General features: G+C 63.9%; 12 protein-coding genes. 2 read left to right on the top strand and 10 right to left on the bottom strand.

What is annotated here, in order from left to right; all coding sequences use genetic code 11:
• Positions 1–6: 6 nt before the first annotated feature.
• Positions 7–1,098, bottom strand: coding sequence for a rhodanese-like domain-containing protein (locus tag NKI29_RS28650; protein WP_023679447.1), 1,092 nt, complete (start codon positions 1,096–1,098; stop codon positions 7–9).
• On the bottom strand, positions 1,095–2,456 hold the full coding sequence (locus NKI29_RS28645; RefSeq protein WP_352798045.1) for an LLM class flavin-dependent oxidoreductase: 1,362 nt from the start codon (positions 2,454–2,456) through the stop codon (positions 1,095–1,097). The genes NKI29_RS28650 and NKI29_RS28645 overlap by 4 nt, the downstream gene beginning before the upstream one ends.
• A 181-nt stretch (positions 2,457–2,637) precedes the next feature.
• Between NKI29_RS28645 and NKI29_RS28640 the strand changes: the two genes are divergently transcribed.
• The gene (locus NKI29_RS28640; RefSeq protein ID WP_352647904.1) at positions 2,638–4,077 is read left to right on the top strand and encodes an FAD/NAD(P)-binding protein; all 1,440 of its coding nucleotides are present in this window, start codon (positions 2,638–2,640) and stop codon (positions 4,075–4,077) included.
• An 84-nt stretch (positions 4,078–4,161) separates the two neighbouring features.
• Here NKI29_RS28640 and NKI29_RS28635 read toward each other — a convergent pair whose 3' ends face one another.
• A complete protein-coding gene (locus NKI29_RS28635) occupies positions 4,162–5,757 on the bottom strand; it encodes an ABC transporter substrate-binding protein (RefSeq protein WP_352647901.1) in 1,596 nt (531 codons plus the stop codon).
• Positions 5,758–5,849: 92 nt separating this feature from the next.
• Positions 5,850–7,445 (bottom strand): ABC transporter substrate-binding protein, encoded by a 1,596-nt coding sequence (locus tag NKI29_RS28630; protein ID WP_352783401.1) that lies wholly within the window; start codon positions 7,443–7,445, stop codon positions 5,850–5,852.
• 342 nt (positions 7,446–7,787) lie between these two features.
• On the opposite strand from NKI29_RS28630, the gene gcvA reads away from it, so the two are divergent.
• Complete coding sequence (gcvA, locus tag NKI29_RS28625) at positions 7,788–8,798, top strand: transcriptional regulator GcvA (protein WP_023679440.1); 1,011 nt, start codon at positions 7,788–7,790, stop codon at positions 8,796–8,798.
• Between the two features lie 35 nt (positions 8,799–8,833).
• Here the strand turns inward: gcvA and NKI29_RS28620 are convergent, their stop codons facing one another.
• The 6 genes from NKI29_RS28620 to NKI29_RS28595 form a co-directional block, all read right to left on the bottom strand.
• Positions 8,834–9,694: an NADPH-dependent oxidoreductase gene (locus NKI29_RS28620; protein ID WP_023679439.1), complete on the bottom strand. Its 861-nt coding sequence runs from the start codon at positions 9,692–9,694 to the stop codon at positions 8,834–8,836.
• 69 nt (positions 9,695–9,763) lie between these two features.
• Positions 9,764–10,840, bottom strand: coding sequence for an LLM class flavin-dependent oxidoreductase (locus NKI29_RS28615; RefSeq protein WP_023679438.1), 1,077 nt, complete (start codon positions 10,838–10,840; stop codon positions 9,764–9,766).
• Between the two features lie 74 nt (positions 10,841–10,914).
• On the bottom strand, positions 10,915–12,270 hold the full coding sequence (locus NKI29_RS28610) for an LLM class flavin-dependent oxidoreductase (protein ID WP_023679437.1): 1,356 nt from the start codon (positions 12,268–12,270) through the stop codon (positions 10,915–10,917).
• Positions 12,267–13,448 carry an acyl-CoA dehydrogenase family protein gene (locus tag NKI29_RS28605; RefSeq protein ID WP_352747522.1) on the bottom strand — a complete coding sequence of 394 codons (1,182 nt, stop codon included), beginning with the start codon at positions 13,446–13,448 and terminating at the stop codon, positions 12,267–12,269. The genes NKI29_RS28610 and NKI29_RS28605 overlap by 4 nt, the downstream gene beginning before the upstream one ends.
• 4 nt (positions 13,449–13,452) lie before the next feature.
• Positions 13,453–13,794 carry a DUF3088 domain-containing protein gene (locus NKI29_RS28600; RefSeq protein WP_352783388.1) on the bottom strand — a complete coding sequence of 114 codons (342 nt, stop codon included), beginning with the start codon at positions 13,792–13,794 and terminating at the stop codon, positions 13,453–13,455.
• 7 nt (positions 13,795–13,801) lie between these two features.
• Entirely contained in the window at positions 13,802–15,157 is a 1,356-nt protein-coding gene (locus NKI29_RS28595) for an LLM class flavin-dependent oxidoreductase (protein WP_352637661.1), read from the bottom strand.
• Positions 15,158–15,170: the final 13 nt, after the last annotated feature.

The following is a 15,170-nucleotide window of genomic DNA, read 5'->3' as shown; positions in this document are numbered from 1 at the left end:
CCTGCCCTACGCCGCTTCCACCAGGCTGGCCGACTGGAAGTCATACAAGAGGATCGCGATCTCGAAGCCGCGCCGCTGCAGCCAATGCGCCGTCGTCGCCGCGCGGACACCGAGCAGATCGTCGATCAGCACGACGCGGGCGCCGCGCACGGCGATGGTGCGATAGGCGACACCGAGCAACTGCCCGCCCTCAGACGCGATCGACCCCGGAATATGCGCTTCGGCGAACTCGTCGGGCGTGCGCACGTCAAGCAGGTAGGTCGTCCGCTTTTCGTCCTTCGCCCAGTTCGCGGCCCTGGCCGCATTGATGCGGGGAAAGCTGTCGCCTTCGGCAAGCTTTGCGATGTGCTCCCCGGCGAAACGCTTGGCATCCTCGCTTGCCGGACCATAGATTGCGGTCTTGCCGGTTTCGAGTGCAAGACCGGCCTCGCGCCATGCCTTGGTGCCGTCGTGCAGATAGGCGACCCGGTTGGGCACGCCGGCATCGATCAGTGTCTGCGCCCCGATGATGGCGCGCGGCAGGCCGGCGCAGGAGACGACAACCTGCGTCTCCGGTGACGGCACCAGGTCGGCGAAGCGCAGCACCAGCTCGGCGCCCGGCACGCTGATGGCGCCCGGCACATGGTCCTTTTCGAACTCCGCCACCGTGCGGCTGTCGAGCACCACCACGTCGGCGCCTCGGCCTCTGAGCACCGCGAGCTCTTCAACGCTGACGACCGGGGTCCCCTTCTCGTCGCGGATCGCCAGCGAAAAATCGACGCCCGGCGTATCGAAGGTCGGCAGGCCTTCAACGCCGCTTTGCGTCCATTCCGGAATTCCACCGTTCAGCGAAAACAGCTGGGTACGGCCATACCCCACCAGTCGTTCGACAAGTTGCTCGGCAACGCCGCTGCCGTCGTCCGCCAGCACGGTGCGCACCGATTTGCGCGGGATGAAGCGGTCGATCTCGGCCTCGACCTGAGCCGCGGGCAGGTTGGTGGCGAACAGCGGCGATGCGTATCCGACAGTCGCGCTGTCGCGAATGTCTAGCACCGCCAGTTCTTCGCCATCCGCCAGCCATTGGCGAAACATTTTCGAATCGATCGTCCTGTCGCTCATGATGCTTTCCTCTCTTGCTGTTCAGCGGCGCCACGGATCGGACGCGCAAGGCCGAGGTTCTCGCGCAACGTCCCGCCTTCGTAAGCAGTCCGGAACAGACGCCGCCGCTGCAGCTCCGGAATGACGAGGTCGACAAAATCGGTGAGGCCCGTCGGCAGGATCGGCGGCATGACGTTGAAGCCGTCCGCCGCGCCACCGGCGAACCACTCCTCCATCATGTCGGCCACATCCTTTGGCGTGCCGACGATCTGGAAATGGCCGCGCGCGCCGGCAACGGCGAGATACAATTGGCGGATGGTCAGGTTCCGGCTCGCGGCCAATTCGGAAACGACTTTCAGGCGGCTCTTCACGGCATCGGAACTGCCCAGTTCCGGCAACGGTCCGTCGAGTGAATGGCCGGAAAGATCGACACCGCCGAGCAATCCTGAAACCAGCGCCACACCAACCACAGGATCGACCAGGCGCTGGATCGCATCGAACTTGCCCTCGGCCTCCGTGCGTGTCGGCGCGACGACCGGGAAGACACCGGGCATGATCTTCAAGCTGTCGGCGGAGCGGCCAAACGAGCCCAGCCGGCCTTTCAGTTCGCCGTAAAAGCCGCGCGCCGATTCGATGGTCGGGTGGGCGGTGAAAACCACCTCCGCCGTTCGCGCCGCCAAGTGCTGGCCGGCATTGGAAGAACCGGCCTGGACAATGACGGGATGGCCCTGCGGTGGGCGAGCGACGTTGAGCGGTCCCTTGACGCGGAAATGCCGGCCGGCATGGTCCGGGGCGTGGATGCCCCGCCGGTCGATGGCGATCCCCGAAGCCTTGTCGGCGACGAAGGCATCGTCGTCCCAGCTGTCCCAAAGCTTCTGCGCGACAGCGACGAATTCCTCGGCGCGGGCGTAACGGTCGGCATGAACGGGATGCTGGTCGAGGCTGAAATTCGCCGCCGCCGGCGCATCGGCTGAGGTGACGACATTCCAGCCTGTCCTGCCGCCGCTGAGATGATCGATCGAAGCGAACAGCCGCGCCAAGTGGAACGGCTCCCAATAGGTGGTCGAGGCGGTCGCAACGAGCCCGATCCCTTGCGTGATGGTCGAGAGCGCCGACAAAAGCGTCAGCGGCTCGAAATGCACGACATGGCCGGTGCGCTCGAAGGTCTCGATCGGCTGCTCGCCATTGCGCGCGCTGAGACTGTCGGCCAGAAACACCATGTCGAACAGGCCACGCTCGGCAGTGCGCGCGGCGTCCGCATAGTGCTGAAAGCTCAGGCCCGGATTGGCAGGCACATCGGGATGGCGCCAGGCAGCGACATGATGGCCCGGTCCGCGAACAAAGGCTCCAAGCCTTATCTTTCGATTTTCAGTCATCAGCGGTTCTCGGGCTGGTCGCAAAGGGCGTTCCTATCTAGCGCCTGCCAAACCCGCTGAGTGAAAGAATGCCTTTCGCCAGCTGGCAATTATTGTTTTTTGACATCGGGTTACGGGAAAGCACGATGATCGTTGCCGGGGCGATGGGCTAGAGCCACGACCACCGGCGTCGCAAAGGTTCTTGATGCTTCATACCCCTTCCTCCCCGCTACGCTCGATCCCTCGTTCAATCATCATCGTTGGCGGCGGCTTTGCCGGCGCGGTTACCGCGATCAAGCTGCTCGACCGTTCAACTGAGCCGCTGGCAATCACCATCATCGAGCGCCGGGCCGAGCTCGGTCGCGGCGTTGCCTATAGCACCGTCGATCCACAACACCTCGTCAACGGCGCGGCGCGCATCTTCTCGCTGCATCCGGACGATCCCGATCACCTCGTTCGCTGGCTTATGGCGAATGGGCCGGAGCACGGCTGGACACCGCCCGAGGATGTCCCGGACTCAAGCCCGCCGCGCTGGCTGTTCGGCAGCTATGTCCAGTCCGAACTGACGAGAGCGATCAGAGAAGCAGACGGGCGTTCGTCGCTGCGCCACATCAAGGCATCCGCCGTCGACATGCTGACCGGCCCGTCAGGGGTATGCGTCGGCACCGGCGACGGCCAGCAATTGCTGGCCGATGAGGCCGTGCTGGCAACCGGGGTGTTCCAGAGCCAGCCGTCCACCACGGAAGCAGCCGTCGTCAGCGATCCCCGTTATGTCGCCAATCCCTGGGATTCGGCGGCGCTCGATCGGCTCGCCGGCAGCAAGGAACTGCTGCTGATCGGCTCCAGCCTCAGCATGGTCGACGTCGTCGCCAGCATGGAAGCGCGCGGCTTCAAGGGCGGTTATCGCGTCGTGTCGCGGCGCGGACAGATCGTCGAACCTCGGCGCAACGCGGAAGCGTGGCGCGATTTCCTCACCGGGCGGCCGCTGCCGAAAACCACCAGGGCGCTTCTCGCACTGGTCAAGGCCGAACGCCGGGCAATCGAAACCACCGGCCTGGACTGGCAAGGGCTGCCACTGACGATCCGGCCGTGGATCCTGGCCTTGTGGCAAGGCGCCACCGACAGGGAGCGCTTGAAGTTCGCACGCCATCTGCGCGCCTTCTGGGATGTCACCGCGCACCGCGCGGCGCCACCGAGCTTTGAGCGCGTGGCACTGGCGCGAAGCCAAGGCCGTTGGACGGGTGGAGCGGGACGGGTGCTGGCGCTCAATCCGGAAGCCGACGGCATTGCCGCCGAGATCCGCTGGCGCGATAGCGGCGCGGTCGAACGCCTGCGTTTCGATGGTGTCGTCAACTGCCGCGGCCATCAGGAGCACGACTGGCGGCGGATCGCCGATCCATTCGTCCAAAGCCTGCTCGAGAACGGCATCGTTAGGCCGCATGCGACCAGCTTCGGCATCGATGCCACGCGCGAAGGTCAGGTAATTTCCCGTAACGGCAGGACCCACGGCAATCTGTTTGCCGTCGGCCATCCGCTGCGCGGCGTTGCCTGGGAATCGAGTTCCATCGGCGAACAGCTGGCTCAGGCCATCGCCCTTGCCGACCTTCTGGTCAAGGCCAGCCCAAGGCTGCGTGCTCTGGCCTGAGCATGCTGCACATCAAGGCGACAGAAACACAAAAAGGGGCCGCATCGAGATGCAGCCCTTTCTCATTCCGATTGCCCTGCAGGGTCAGGCGTTCGGATCGATATAGGCGTCGGCGAAACTGGCCGACAGGCCTTCGGCACCCGGTGCGTAGTTCTTGACGGTTTTGCGGGCGATGATGATGGTCGGCGGCGCGATCAGATTGATGATCGGCAACTCATCGGCGATGATCTCCTGGAACTTGAAGAAGAGCTGCTTGCGCTTGGCCTCGTCGAGCTCGACCGATGCGGCTTCCAGCAACCGGTCAACCTCCGGGTTCTCATAGTGCGCGCCGTTGGAGAACGGCAGCCCTTTCTTGATGTTCTTCGACCAGTAGAGCCGCTGCGCGCCGGCGCTCGGATCGAAGATGTTGCCGCAGGATTCCGTCGACAGGTCCCAGGTGCGATCGGTGTAGATGGTTTTGACATAGGTTCCGAAGTCGAATTTTTCGATCTCGGCATCGATGCCTATCTTGGCCAATGCCTGCTTGAGGAAATCGGCATAGCCCCAAGGGTTGTAGGGATTGTTGGTGAGCCTGAGCTTGAAGCGTACGCCGTCCGCTCCCCGCTTGAAGCCGGCCTCGTCGAGCAGTTTTTCCGACAATGCCGTATCGACGGTCGCGGCCTTTACGTCGGGATCGAAATACTTCTTGTTGACGACGCTGATCGGCGTCGGCGAGACTTGGCCATAACCGTAAAACACGATTGCATTGACCGCGTCGAGGTCGATCGCGTGCGCGATTGCTTGGCGGACCTTCTTCTCCTTCAGGATCGGGTTTTCGAGATTGATGATCAACTGGTGCAGCGGGCCGCTGTAGGCGAAGACCGTGCTGTCGACTACGAATTGCGGCAGCGCCTTGAAACGCTCCAGGTCGGCAAACGCCACCGGGTTCGGTCCGATGTCGACCTCGCCGGCCTCCAGTGCCGCGGCGCGTGCACCCGGATCGGTGATGAAGCGGAAAATGATCCGGTCGAGATAGGGTTTAGGCGCATCCCAATAGGTCGGGTTCTTTTCGACGAGGATGTGGCTGCCCTTCACCCATTCCTTCAGCACGAACGGCCCGCTGCCGATGATCTGCTCGAAGGACGGATCGTCAGCCGGCTTCAGTTTCTCGTATACGTGCTTGGGCACGACCGGCGATTCCGTCGCGGCCAGCCCCGAGATCAGCGCGGCGGATGGCTTCGACAATTTGATCTTCACGATATACGGGTCCGACGTGTCGATGTCGGTGACGTTCTGGAAGGTGATGCGCCCGCGCGGATGCGCTTCGCGCAGCCGCGAGATCGAAAAGGCCACGTCCTCGGAGGTCAGATCATGGCCGTCGCTGAACTTCACCCCCTGGCGCAGCTTGAAGACATATTCGAGCCCGTCGTCGCTGATCGACCATTCGGTGGCCAGTTGCGGTCGCGGATTGAGATCGTAGTCGTAGGCGAGCAGGCCGTCGAAAATCTTCGGACCGATGGTGGCCGGTCCGCCGGCGCTGGTGTTGATGGAAACGATCTGGTTGGGCTCGGGATAGTAGACGAAATTGAGCGTGCCGCCGGCCACCGGCCTTGCGTCTTCTGCGAATGCCCCGGCGGGAAGTGCGGCGCTCGCGCCGGCCAGCAGCAGGAACTGGTTGAACAGGCGTCGGTTGATGGTCATGGTCGGTACTCCGCGTTGGCGCGATTTATCCTTTAGTGGAGAAGTCGGGGTCGCCGTTTTCACGCGCCGATCCCAACCAAAGGGACTTGCACTTAGGCGTTTGGCGCGAGCCAGATCTGTGCAAAGCTGTTGTTGATCCCTTGCGCGCCAGGCGCAAAATCCCGGACTTTCTTGTTGGCGACAATCTGCGCGCCGGCCGCCACGAGATCGACCGACACCACGTCGTCATGGATGATGTGCTGGAACTTGTACCAGAGCTCGCGCCGCTTGGTCTCATCGGGCTCGATCGCCGCCGCTTCTAGGATCTGGTCGACCTCGGGGTTTGCATAGTGGCTGGCGTTGGAGAAGACGAGGCCGATCTTGAAGTTCTTCGACCAGTAGGCGCGCTGAACACCGAGCGTCGGATCGAAGGTGTTCGAGAGCGACTCGACCACCAGGTCCCAGGCGCGGTCGGTGTAGACGGTCTTCAGGAACGTCGACAGGTCGAGCTTCAGGATCTCGGCGTCGATGCCGACCACTGCCAGCGACTGCTTGATGAAATCGGCATAGGACGCTGGCAGGAACGCGTTATAGGCGAGCCGCAGCTTGAAGCGCGTGCCATCGGCGCCACGCGGATAGCCGGCGTCGTCGAGCAGTTTCTCCGCCAGTTTGGTATCGGGCTCGCGCGCCTTGATGCTGGGGTCATACCATTTTGGCAGTGCCGTGCTGATCGGACTTGGCGACACCTGCGCATAGCCATAGAGCGCGATGTCGACCAGCTTCTGCAGGTCGATGGCGTGGGCAATGGCTAGGCGCACATCGCGCTTAGTCAGGATTTCGTTTTCGTAATTGAAGAACAATTGCTGCTGCGGGCCGGAATAGGCGTAGGTGTTGGTGTCGACGACCAGAGCTGGGTTTGCCTTCAGCCGCTCGATATCGGCCAGCGGCACGGGATTGGCGCCGATATCGATCTCGCCGGTTTCAAGAGCCGCCGAGCGTGCGGCCGGGTCGAGGATAACATGCAGCACGACACGGTCGAGATAGGGCCTGGGCGCATCCCAATAGTCCGGGTTGCGGTCGAAGATCAGATGGCTGCCGGGCACCCATTCCTTGAGCACGAAGGGACCGGTGCCGATCGTCTGCTCCAGCTTGGGCTGCTCCGCCGGCTTGAACGTTTCATAGACGTGTTTCGGCACGATCGGCGATTCCGAACTGCTCAGCGCCGTGATCAAATAGGGCGCCGGCTTTGAAAGCACGATGATGGCGGTGTGCGGATCAGGCGTCTCTACCGCCGTCACGTTCTGGTAGGTGATGCGGCCTCGCGGATGCGCCTCCTTCAGCCGAAAGATGGTGAAGGCAACGTCCTGCGAGGTGAAATCCTTGCCATCGTGCCATTTGACGCCCTCGCGCAGCTTGAAGGTATAGCGCAGGCCGTCATCGCTGGTCGACCATTCCGTCGCCAGCAGCGGTTTCGGGTTGAGATCATAGTCGAAATCCAGCAGGCCCTCATTGACCTTGGGCCCGATCGCCTGGCCGGTGCCCGACGAGGTGTTGATGGCGATCAGCGACGTGGGGTCGGGATAGTAGGCCCAGTTGAGCGTACCGCCCTGAACCGGCGTGCCTTCGGCGGCAAAGGAAAGACCGGGCAATGCGAAGCTCGCACCGCCAAGCAGCAAGAGCTGGTTGAAATGACGACGATTGACAGACATGGCCTTGAGCTCCGGAAAACGGCTTCGATGGCATCCGGCGGCCGAACACACTCCGGCGCCTCGACGCGATGATCTCTGCCACGCCGCAAAACCGGAAGAATGATTTTCTATCGTCTGCCGAAAGCACCGCTTCGCACGACCGTTTCATTCCAGGATCTGGCAAAGCTGCTCGACGCCCAAATCAGCGCTCCGATCTTATTTCTACAAGAATTGTAGACATTACGATTTTTTAGATTTCCGTTCCCGCTGCCGCGACGCTGCGGCAAACGAAATTTTCCACCGGGCACTTTGGCGCAAAGCCCGCCCTCGTCGCGCCCGGCCTGAACGTGTTGAATGCGCTCCATGGTCGATCTCATTCGCGCAAAATCAAGGAAGCTGCGGCCGACGCTGGCGAGGCTTCCGCCGCTGACGTCGCTTCGCGCTTTTGTCGCAACCGCCCGCCACCTGAGCTTTACGCGGGCGGCCGAAGAACTCCATGTGACGCCTGCCGCCATCGGCCAGCAGATCCGCCTGCTCGAGGATCACCTCGGTCAACCGCTGTTCCATCGCAACCGCGGCGAGCTTCTGCTGACGTCGGCCGGCCAGGCGCTGATGCCCGGCCTCACCGAGGCTTTCGACGTCGTTGTCGAGTCGGTCGCGCGGATTTCCGGCGACGAGGAGGATGCGCCGATCAAAGTGTCGGTCGCGCCCTCCTTCGCCAGCAAATGGCTGATCCCGCGCCTCGACGCACTGCGCGACGCGGTACCCGGCCTAGAAGTGCTGGTCAACGCATCGACCAGGCTTGCCGACTTTGCCAGCGAAGACGTCGACTGCGTCATCCGCTACGGGTCGGGCGCCTATAGCGGCCTGCTGACGGAACGGCTTTTTTCGGAAGCGGTGCTGCCCGTCTGCAGCCCGGAATTTGCTCGCATGCACGGTCTCTATCGCGGGCCGGAGGGCCTGCGTGAAGCGCCGATCCTGCATGAGGACGGACCGGAACGCGATCCAAGCTGCCCCGACTGGAAGGGCTGGCTGAGATCCAACGGCCTGTCCGGCCGGCTTGTCGAGGGCGGCATACGGCTTAGCCAGTCCTCGCTGGTTCTCGACGCCGCTGCTGCCGGCAAGGGCATCGGTCTTGGCAAATTTCGGCTGGCCGAACCCGACCTTGCCGCGGGGCGTCTGGTCAGCCCATTCGGCTCGCCGCAGCCGGTCGAGTTTTCCTATTATTTCGCGACGACGCCGCACAAGGCGAAGCTGGCGACGGTCGAGCGCTTTCATGCCTGGCTGAAGGCCGAGGCGCGTCGGCTTGGCGCGCTCGACTTCACGCCGCCGGTGCCGCTGCCGGCTCGCATCGCCATCGTCGCTGCGGAATAGTCTCACCTCGGTCTCTCGCGAGCAGGCGCGCGCCCCTATTTGAGTTTGAAGCCGAGCGCTTTAAGCGCTTCGCCCAGGCGATCACGGCCTTTCAGCGCTGCTTTGCTGCCGATGCGGTTCGACATCAACTCCGTCCAGTCGACCACAGGCATCGCCTGCTCCTGCTGGAATGAACGAAGCGTCCGGTTGTAGGTTGCAAGATCGTCCGGATCGAGGTCTGACTGATAGCGCTCGCGGTGCAGCACCACAGCCTGGGGCAGTCTGGGCTTGATGTCAGTCGCAGCCAGGAGATCGGGATAGCCGACGGTCAGGCCGAACACCGCCACGGTTTCCGGCGGGAGGCCGAGTTCGCGCGCCACCTCCTGCGGATGATTGCGCATCGCGCCGATGTAGCAGGAGCCGAGCCCGAGCGCATCGATCGCCACCACCGCATTCTGTGCGGCAAGTGCGGCGTCGATCACGGCCAGCAGAAGACTCTCTTGGTAGTCGAGGCCCTCGCCCACCCGTCCGTTTGCCTCGGCAATAGCGCGCAGGCGCGACAGGTCCGCCAGCCAGACCAGCACCAGCGGCGCCTGCTCGATATGGCGATTGACCGCCGCCAGTCCGGCAAGCCGCGCCTTGCGCGCCGGATCCTCGACTGCGATGACGCTCCACGCCTGGAGATTGGAAGAGGTCGGGGCCGACTGGGCGGCAGCGACGATCAGTTCGAGCGTGCCATCCGGCAGCGGCTCGACGAGATAGTTGCGGACCGAGCGATGCGAAAGGATCGCCTCGAGGGCTTCGTTCCAGTTGCCGGTATGCGCGCTTTGCGGCGCTCGATAACGCCGCCGTAGCGCCGCTTCACCACGTAGGTCGGCGTCGGAAGGGCGGATGCTGAAGGCGGCCGGCTGTGACATTTTCTTCCCTATTTGGCAATCTGGCTTATTCGGTGTTCTGACGACCCCAGGTCATTCAAGAAGCGCGGCTTAGGCCCCATTGCGCAATAGCGGAAGCAACTGATCGCCTTGCCGCTTGATCTCGGAAAGATACGGCGTGTCCGAGAGCACGAAGTGTGTGATGCCCAGATCCCGGTACCTGCCGAGCGAGCGGGCGACGTCGGCGGCCGAGCCGACCAGCCAGGTGGTGCCGGCGCCGCCGCCGCCGTACTTGCCCGGCGCCGTATAGAGGTTGTCGTCCAGCACCTCGCCGCGCGCGTGCAGATCGAGCAGCCGCTGCTGACCCACCGCTACCGCCCGACCGTGATCGTTCCAGCCGGCGCCCTTGCCCTTGGCTATCTCGTCGACCTTCGCCTCGGCGTCCGCCCAGGCCTGCCCGGTGGTGTCGCGGACCAGCGTGGTGACCCGCAACCCGAATTCCAGAGGCGGGAGGTCTCGGCCAAGTTCCCTGCTCAAGGCTTTGAGCCGCTCGATCCGCTCCCGGACGCCGTCGAGCGGCTCTCCCCAGAAGAGCTGGACATCCGCCTCGCTGGCCGACACCCACTCGGCCGCCTCCGACGCGCCGCCGAAGTAGAGCTTGGGATGGCGACGATCGCCACAGACATGGATGCGGGGCATGACGGTCGACCCGGTGACCCGGAAGTGCTCGCCCGCAAAGGTCACGTTCTCTTCGGTCCAAAGTCTGCGAACCAGCCGCATGAACTCTCTGGTGCGGGCATAGCGATGTATCTGGTCGCCTTCGCTATCTCCATATGCCGCGAGGTTGTCCTTGCCTGACACTATGTTGATACGCACGCGACCGGCGGTCAGCTGGTCGAGCGTGGCTACGGCGGATGCGAAGTGCGCCGGCCGCCAGTACCCCGGGCGGATCGCGATGAGCGGCTCGAAGGAGGTGGTCCGCGCGGCGAGGGAGGCCGCGACAGTAAAAGTGTCGGGCCGACCCCAGCCGGTACCGATCAGCGCGCCCTTCCAGCCATGCTCCTCAAGCGCCTTCGCGTGGCTGGTCAGCGTCTCCAGGCTGTTGTGGTCCTCGACGGCCGGCTCGCCGCGGTGACCGGGATCGACCTGGTTCGGGATGTACCAAAGAAATTCGGTATCAGCGCTCATTGTCGGGCCTGTATTTTGGCCGGGCATGGAGGTCAATGGCAGGACCTTCCGCTCCGTTGTATTTTGATGATCACTCAAAGGGCTGCCCCTAGCAGCCCTGGCGCCTTGCTCGGCTGCGGTGCAAAGCGGCTTTCGGGCCGGGCAAGGCCGAGATGGTCGCGCAGCGTGCGCCCTTCATATTCCGTTCGGAACAGCCCTCGCCGGCGCAGGATCGGCACCACCGTATCGACAAAGACCTCCAGTCCGGTCGGCAGCACGTCCGGCATCAGGTTGAGGCCGTCGGCGGCGCCGGCGACAAACCATCTTTCGATATCGTCGGCGATCTGCTCCGGCGTGCCGACGATGGTGCGGTGGCCAGTGCTGCCGTTCAGCGCCCGGATCAGCTGGCGAACCGTGAAATCATTGCTGCGGGCGAGCGCGAGCGTGGCCTTGAAGAAGGTGTGGCCGCCGTTGGGGGGCAGTTGAGTCCCTTCCGGCAACTTCTCGTCCAGCTTCAATCGCTCGCGGTCGATGCCGAGCACGCCGGACAGCCGCCCAAGGCTGTAGTCGAGCGGAATGCGATCCCACAGCTCTTCTTGCCGCCGCTCCGCTTCCGCCTCTGTGCTGCCGATGATGGTGGCTAGGCCGGCGAGGTTGAGCGGCACGCCGCCGGTGCGGCCATAGGCGACGGCACGCGCCTTAAGTTCCCGCGCATAGCCGAGCGCTTCCTCGAAAGATTGCGATGCGGAAAACACGGCTTCGGCGTGGCGGGCGGCGAGGTCCTTGCCGTCATCGGACCCGCCGGCCTGGACGACCACCGGATGCCCTTGCGGCGAACGCGGCACATTGTGCGGCCCGTGCACCGAGAAATGTGCGCCCTTGTGGTCGATGGCGTGAACCTTGGTGGCATCGACGAAGCGCCCGCTGGCGACATCACCGATGAAGGCATCGTCCTCCCAGCTGTCCCACAATGCCTTGACGATGTCAGCGAATTCCGCCGCCCGCTCGTAGCGCCGGCCGTGATCGATGGCACCGTTGAGGCCGAAATTGCGGGCCGAGGCGGGATCGGCCGTGGTGACGATGTTCCAGCCGATGCGTCCGCCGCTGACATGGTCGAGCGTCGCGAAGCGCCTGGCGATATTGTAGGGCTCGTTGAAGCTGGTTGAAGCGGTGGCGATCAGGCCGATGCGCTCGGTTGCGGCGGCTACCGTCGCCAGCACGATGGTCGGCTCCAGCGACGTGATCGGACGATAGTCAATGCGGTCCGATATCGCCGCCTGGTCGGCAAGGAATACGGCGTCGAGCTTTGCGCGCTCTGCGATCTTCGCCACCTGTACATAGTGGTCGACGGTGAAGGCGGCATAGGGGTCGACGCCGTCCATCCGCCATGCCGCCGGCGAGAAGCCGGCATGCAGGATGTTGACGTTGAGATGGAGCTGCCGGCCGCTCATCGAAAGACGCCGGGCTCGGGATAAGCGCCGGTCAGATACCAGGTGCCGACAGTGCGGGTCTTGTATTCGGCAGGGTTGTGCAAGGTGTGAATGCGTGCGTTGCGCCAGAAGCGGTCGAAGCCGTATTTGCGCACTGCGGAGCGGGCACCCATCACCTCGAATATCTCGGTCGTGACTTCGAGCGCGACATCGCCTGCCAGCACATTGGCCGCGGCGACGGCAACCGCCGCCTCGCCGCGTTCTTGCTCGGTCAGCGCCTTGCCGCGCGCGATCGCATGATCGATCGCCGCCGCAGCCCGATCGGCCAGCACTGTCGCTGCCCGCGTCTTGACCCAGAGTTCGCCATACTGCCGCTTGATCCATGGATCGTCGATATGGCGCTCGACGCCGGAATACATCCACGGCCGCGAACTATTGAGCGTGTAGTCTCGTGCCGCCAGCAGCGCGCCCTGGGCCGTGCCGATGAAGACATTGAGCAGTACACTTTGCTGCTGCAGCGGGCCGATGGTGCGGATCGGCAGTGACGCGTCGACCCAACCGCGCACCAACTCGCTGTCGTGGATCCTGACGTCCTTGTAGGCGACCTTGCCGCTGCCGGTCTGCGTCTGGCCGATGCCGTCCCAGTCATCGAGAACGGTGATGCCTTCGCGGTTCGCGGGGATCGCCGCGAATTTCCTCTCGCCGCTGACCTCGTCTTCCCACGAGGTCGAAAGATAGTCGGCGACATGCGAGCCGGAGGCGAAGGGTTTGAAGCCGTTGACGATCGTCCACTCGCCATCTTTGCGGCCGAACAGCGTTTTGGAAAAACTGTTGCCGGTGTTGCCCCAGAACCAGTCGCCGGCAGCCGAACGCCGTAGCAGATCGGCTGAGCGCGGTTCGTCCGAATTGAGCCTGGCGGCGATCAGCGCGCTGAAATGGTAGCCGTAGATATGGCCGATCGAGCCGTCGACCTTGGCGAACTCGCGGCCGATCTTCAGCGCCGTCGAATAGGGTTCCCCGGCGCCGCCGAATTCCTTGGGGATCACGATGGTGAGCAGGCCGCTTTGCTTGAGCAGACGGATCTGTTCGGTAGGCCTGCCGCCAAGCTGGTCGCGCTCGACCGCATCGCGGGCAAAGATGTCGCGCAGCTCGACCGCCTTGGCGATCCATGGATTGGACGTATCGGGATCGAAGGTCATCGTCTCACTCATGCAGATGCGGGAAGCCGTGGCGCTCGGCAAGCAGTGCAAGAATGCGCCTGGTGTCATCGGCGAAGACCTTGCCCTTGGCCGTCGGCAAGTCGGCGGGCGGATCGCTGCCGATGATCAGCACCGGCAGCGACTGGTGCCGTTCGCCGAGCGCGTCGATCACCTTGCCCCTCGGCCTTGCGAACGGGACGCGTTCGACGTCTAGTCTGCTGGCGAGATCGGGAAAGGCAGCGAGCAATCCCTCAACCTGGTTGCAATAGGGGCAGACGAACGTCTGGCCCGGCTGCTTTGGGTCGGCGAAACCCGGCTGGATGAGAAAGAGCGTGTCGCGCGCCATTGCCGGCCTACTCCGCAGCCGCCGCGGCATGCCGCGAAAAGCGGTTTGCCGGCCGCTTCAGGCCGAGATTGTCGCGCAAGGTGCTGCCCTCATACTCATCGCGGAACAGGCCACGGCGGCGCAGTTCCGGCACCACCAGCTCGATGAAATCCTTCAGGCCGCCGGGCATGATCGGCGCCATGATGTTGAAGCCGTCGGCACCGTAATTCTCGAACCGCTCTTCCATGATGTCGGCGATCTGTTGCGGCGTGCCGACCACTTGCCAGTGGCCGCGGGCGCCGGCGATGCGCAGATAGAGCTGCCGGATCGTCAGATTCTCGCGTCGCGCCAGATCGATCACCAGAGCCTGCCGGCTCTTGCCGGCATTGGTCTCCGGCAAATCCGGCACCGGCCCGTCGAGCGGATAGGCGCTGAGGTCGAAGCCGCCGGCCAGCGCCGAGACCAGACCGAGGCCGACTTCCGGCTGGATGAGATCCTGCAGCTGTTCGAACTTCTCCCGCGCCTCGGCTTCGGTGCGGCCGACGACCGGGAAAATGCCTGGCAGGACTTTCAGGTCATCCTCCGAGCGGCCATATTTGCCGAGCCTGCCCTTGACGTCGGCATAGAAGGCGGTGGCTTCGTCGAGCGTGATCTGCGCCGCGAAAATCGCTTCCGCGGTACGAGCCGCCAGCTCTTTGCCCGGACCCGACGCCCCGGCCTGGACCACGACCGGATGGCCTTGCGGCGTTCGCGGCGTGTTCAGGGGACCACGCACCTTGAAGTGCTGGCCCTTGTGGTTCAGCACATGCAGTTTGTCCTTGTCGAAATAGCGCCCGCTTGCTCTGTCGCGCGGGAAGGCGTCATCTTCCCAGCTGTCCCACAGGCCGAGCACGACATCGGCGAATTCCTCGGCGCGGTCGTAGCGCTCGCCATGCTGGATATGCGTCTCGTGACCGAAATTGAACGCTGCCTCCGGATCGGACGAAGTGACCAGATTCCAGCCGGCCCGCCCGCCGCTCAGATGGTCGAGCGACGCGAACTGGCGGGCCAGATTGTAGGGATCGGAAAAACTGGTCGACGCCGTGGCGATGAGGCCGATATTCCTGGTCACAGCCGACAGTGCCGACAGCAGCGTGATCGGCTCGAACGGATAGACGCCGCTATGCGCCTTGCGGCTGGCGGCCTCCAGATCCTTCAGCCGCGCCGCCACGCCGTCGGCGAAGAAGATCGTGTCGAACTTGGCTGCTTCCGCCAGCCGGGCCAGCTCGACATAGTCGTTGAGGCTGGTCCCTTCTCCTGCCTCCGGGTGGCGCCAGGCTGCGACATGGTGGCCGGTGAAGAGAAGAAAGGCTCCAAGCTTGACCTTGTCCTTGCGGCTGGCCATGTTCCGCGCCTCC

The sequence above is a fragment of the Mesorhizobium sp. M0678 genome (assembly GCF_040320505.1).
Taxonomy (GTDB): domain Bacteria; phylum Pseudomonadota; class Alphaproteobacteria; order Rhizobiales; family Rhizobiaceae; genus Mesorhizobium.
Note: the sequence above shows the minus strand (reverse complement) of the source record. Positions and strands in the feature narration are given on the sequence as shown.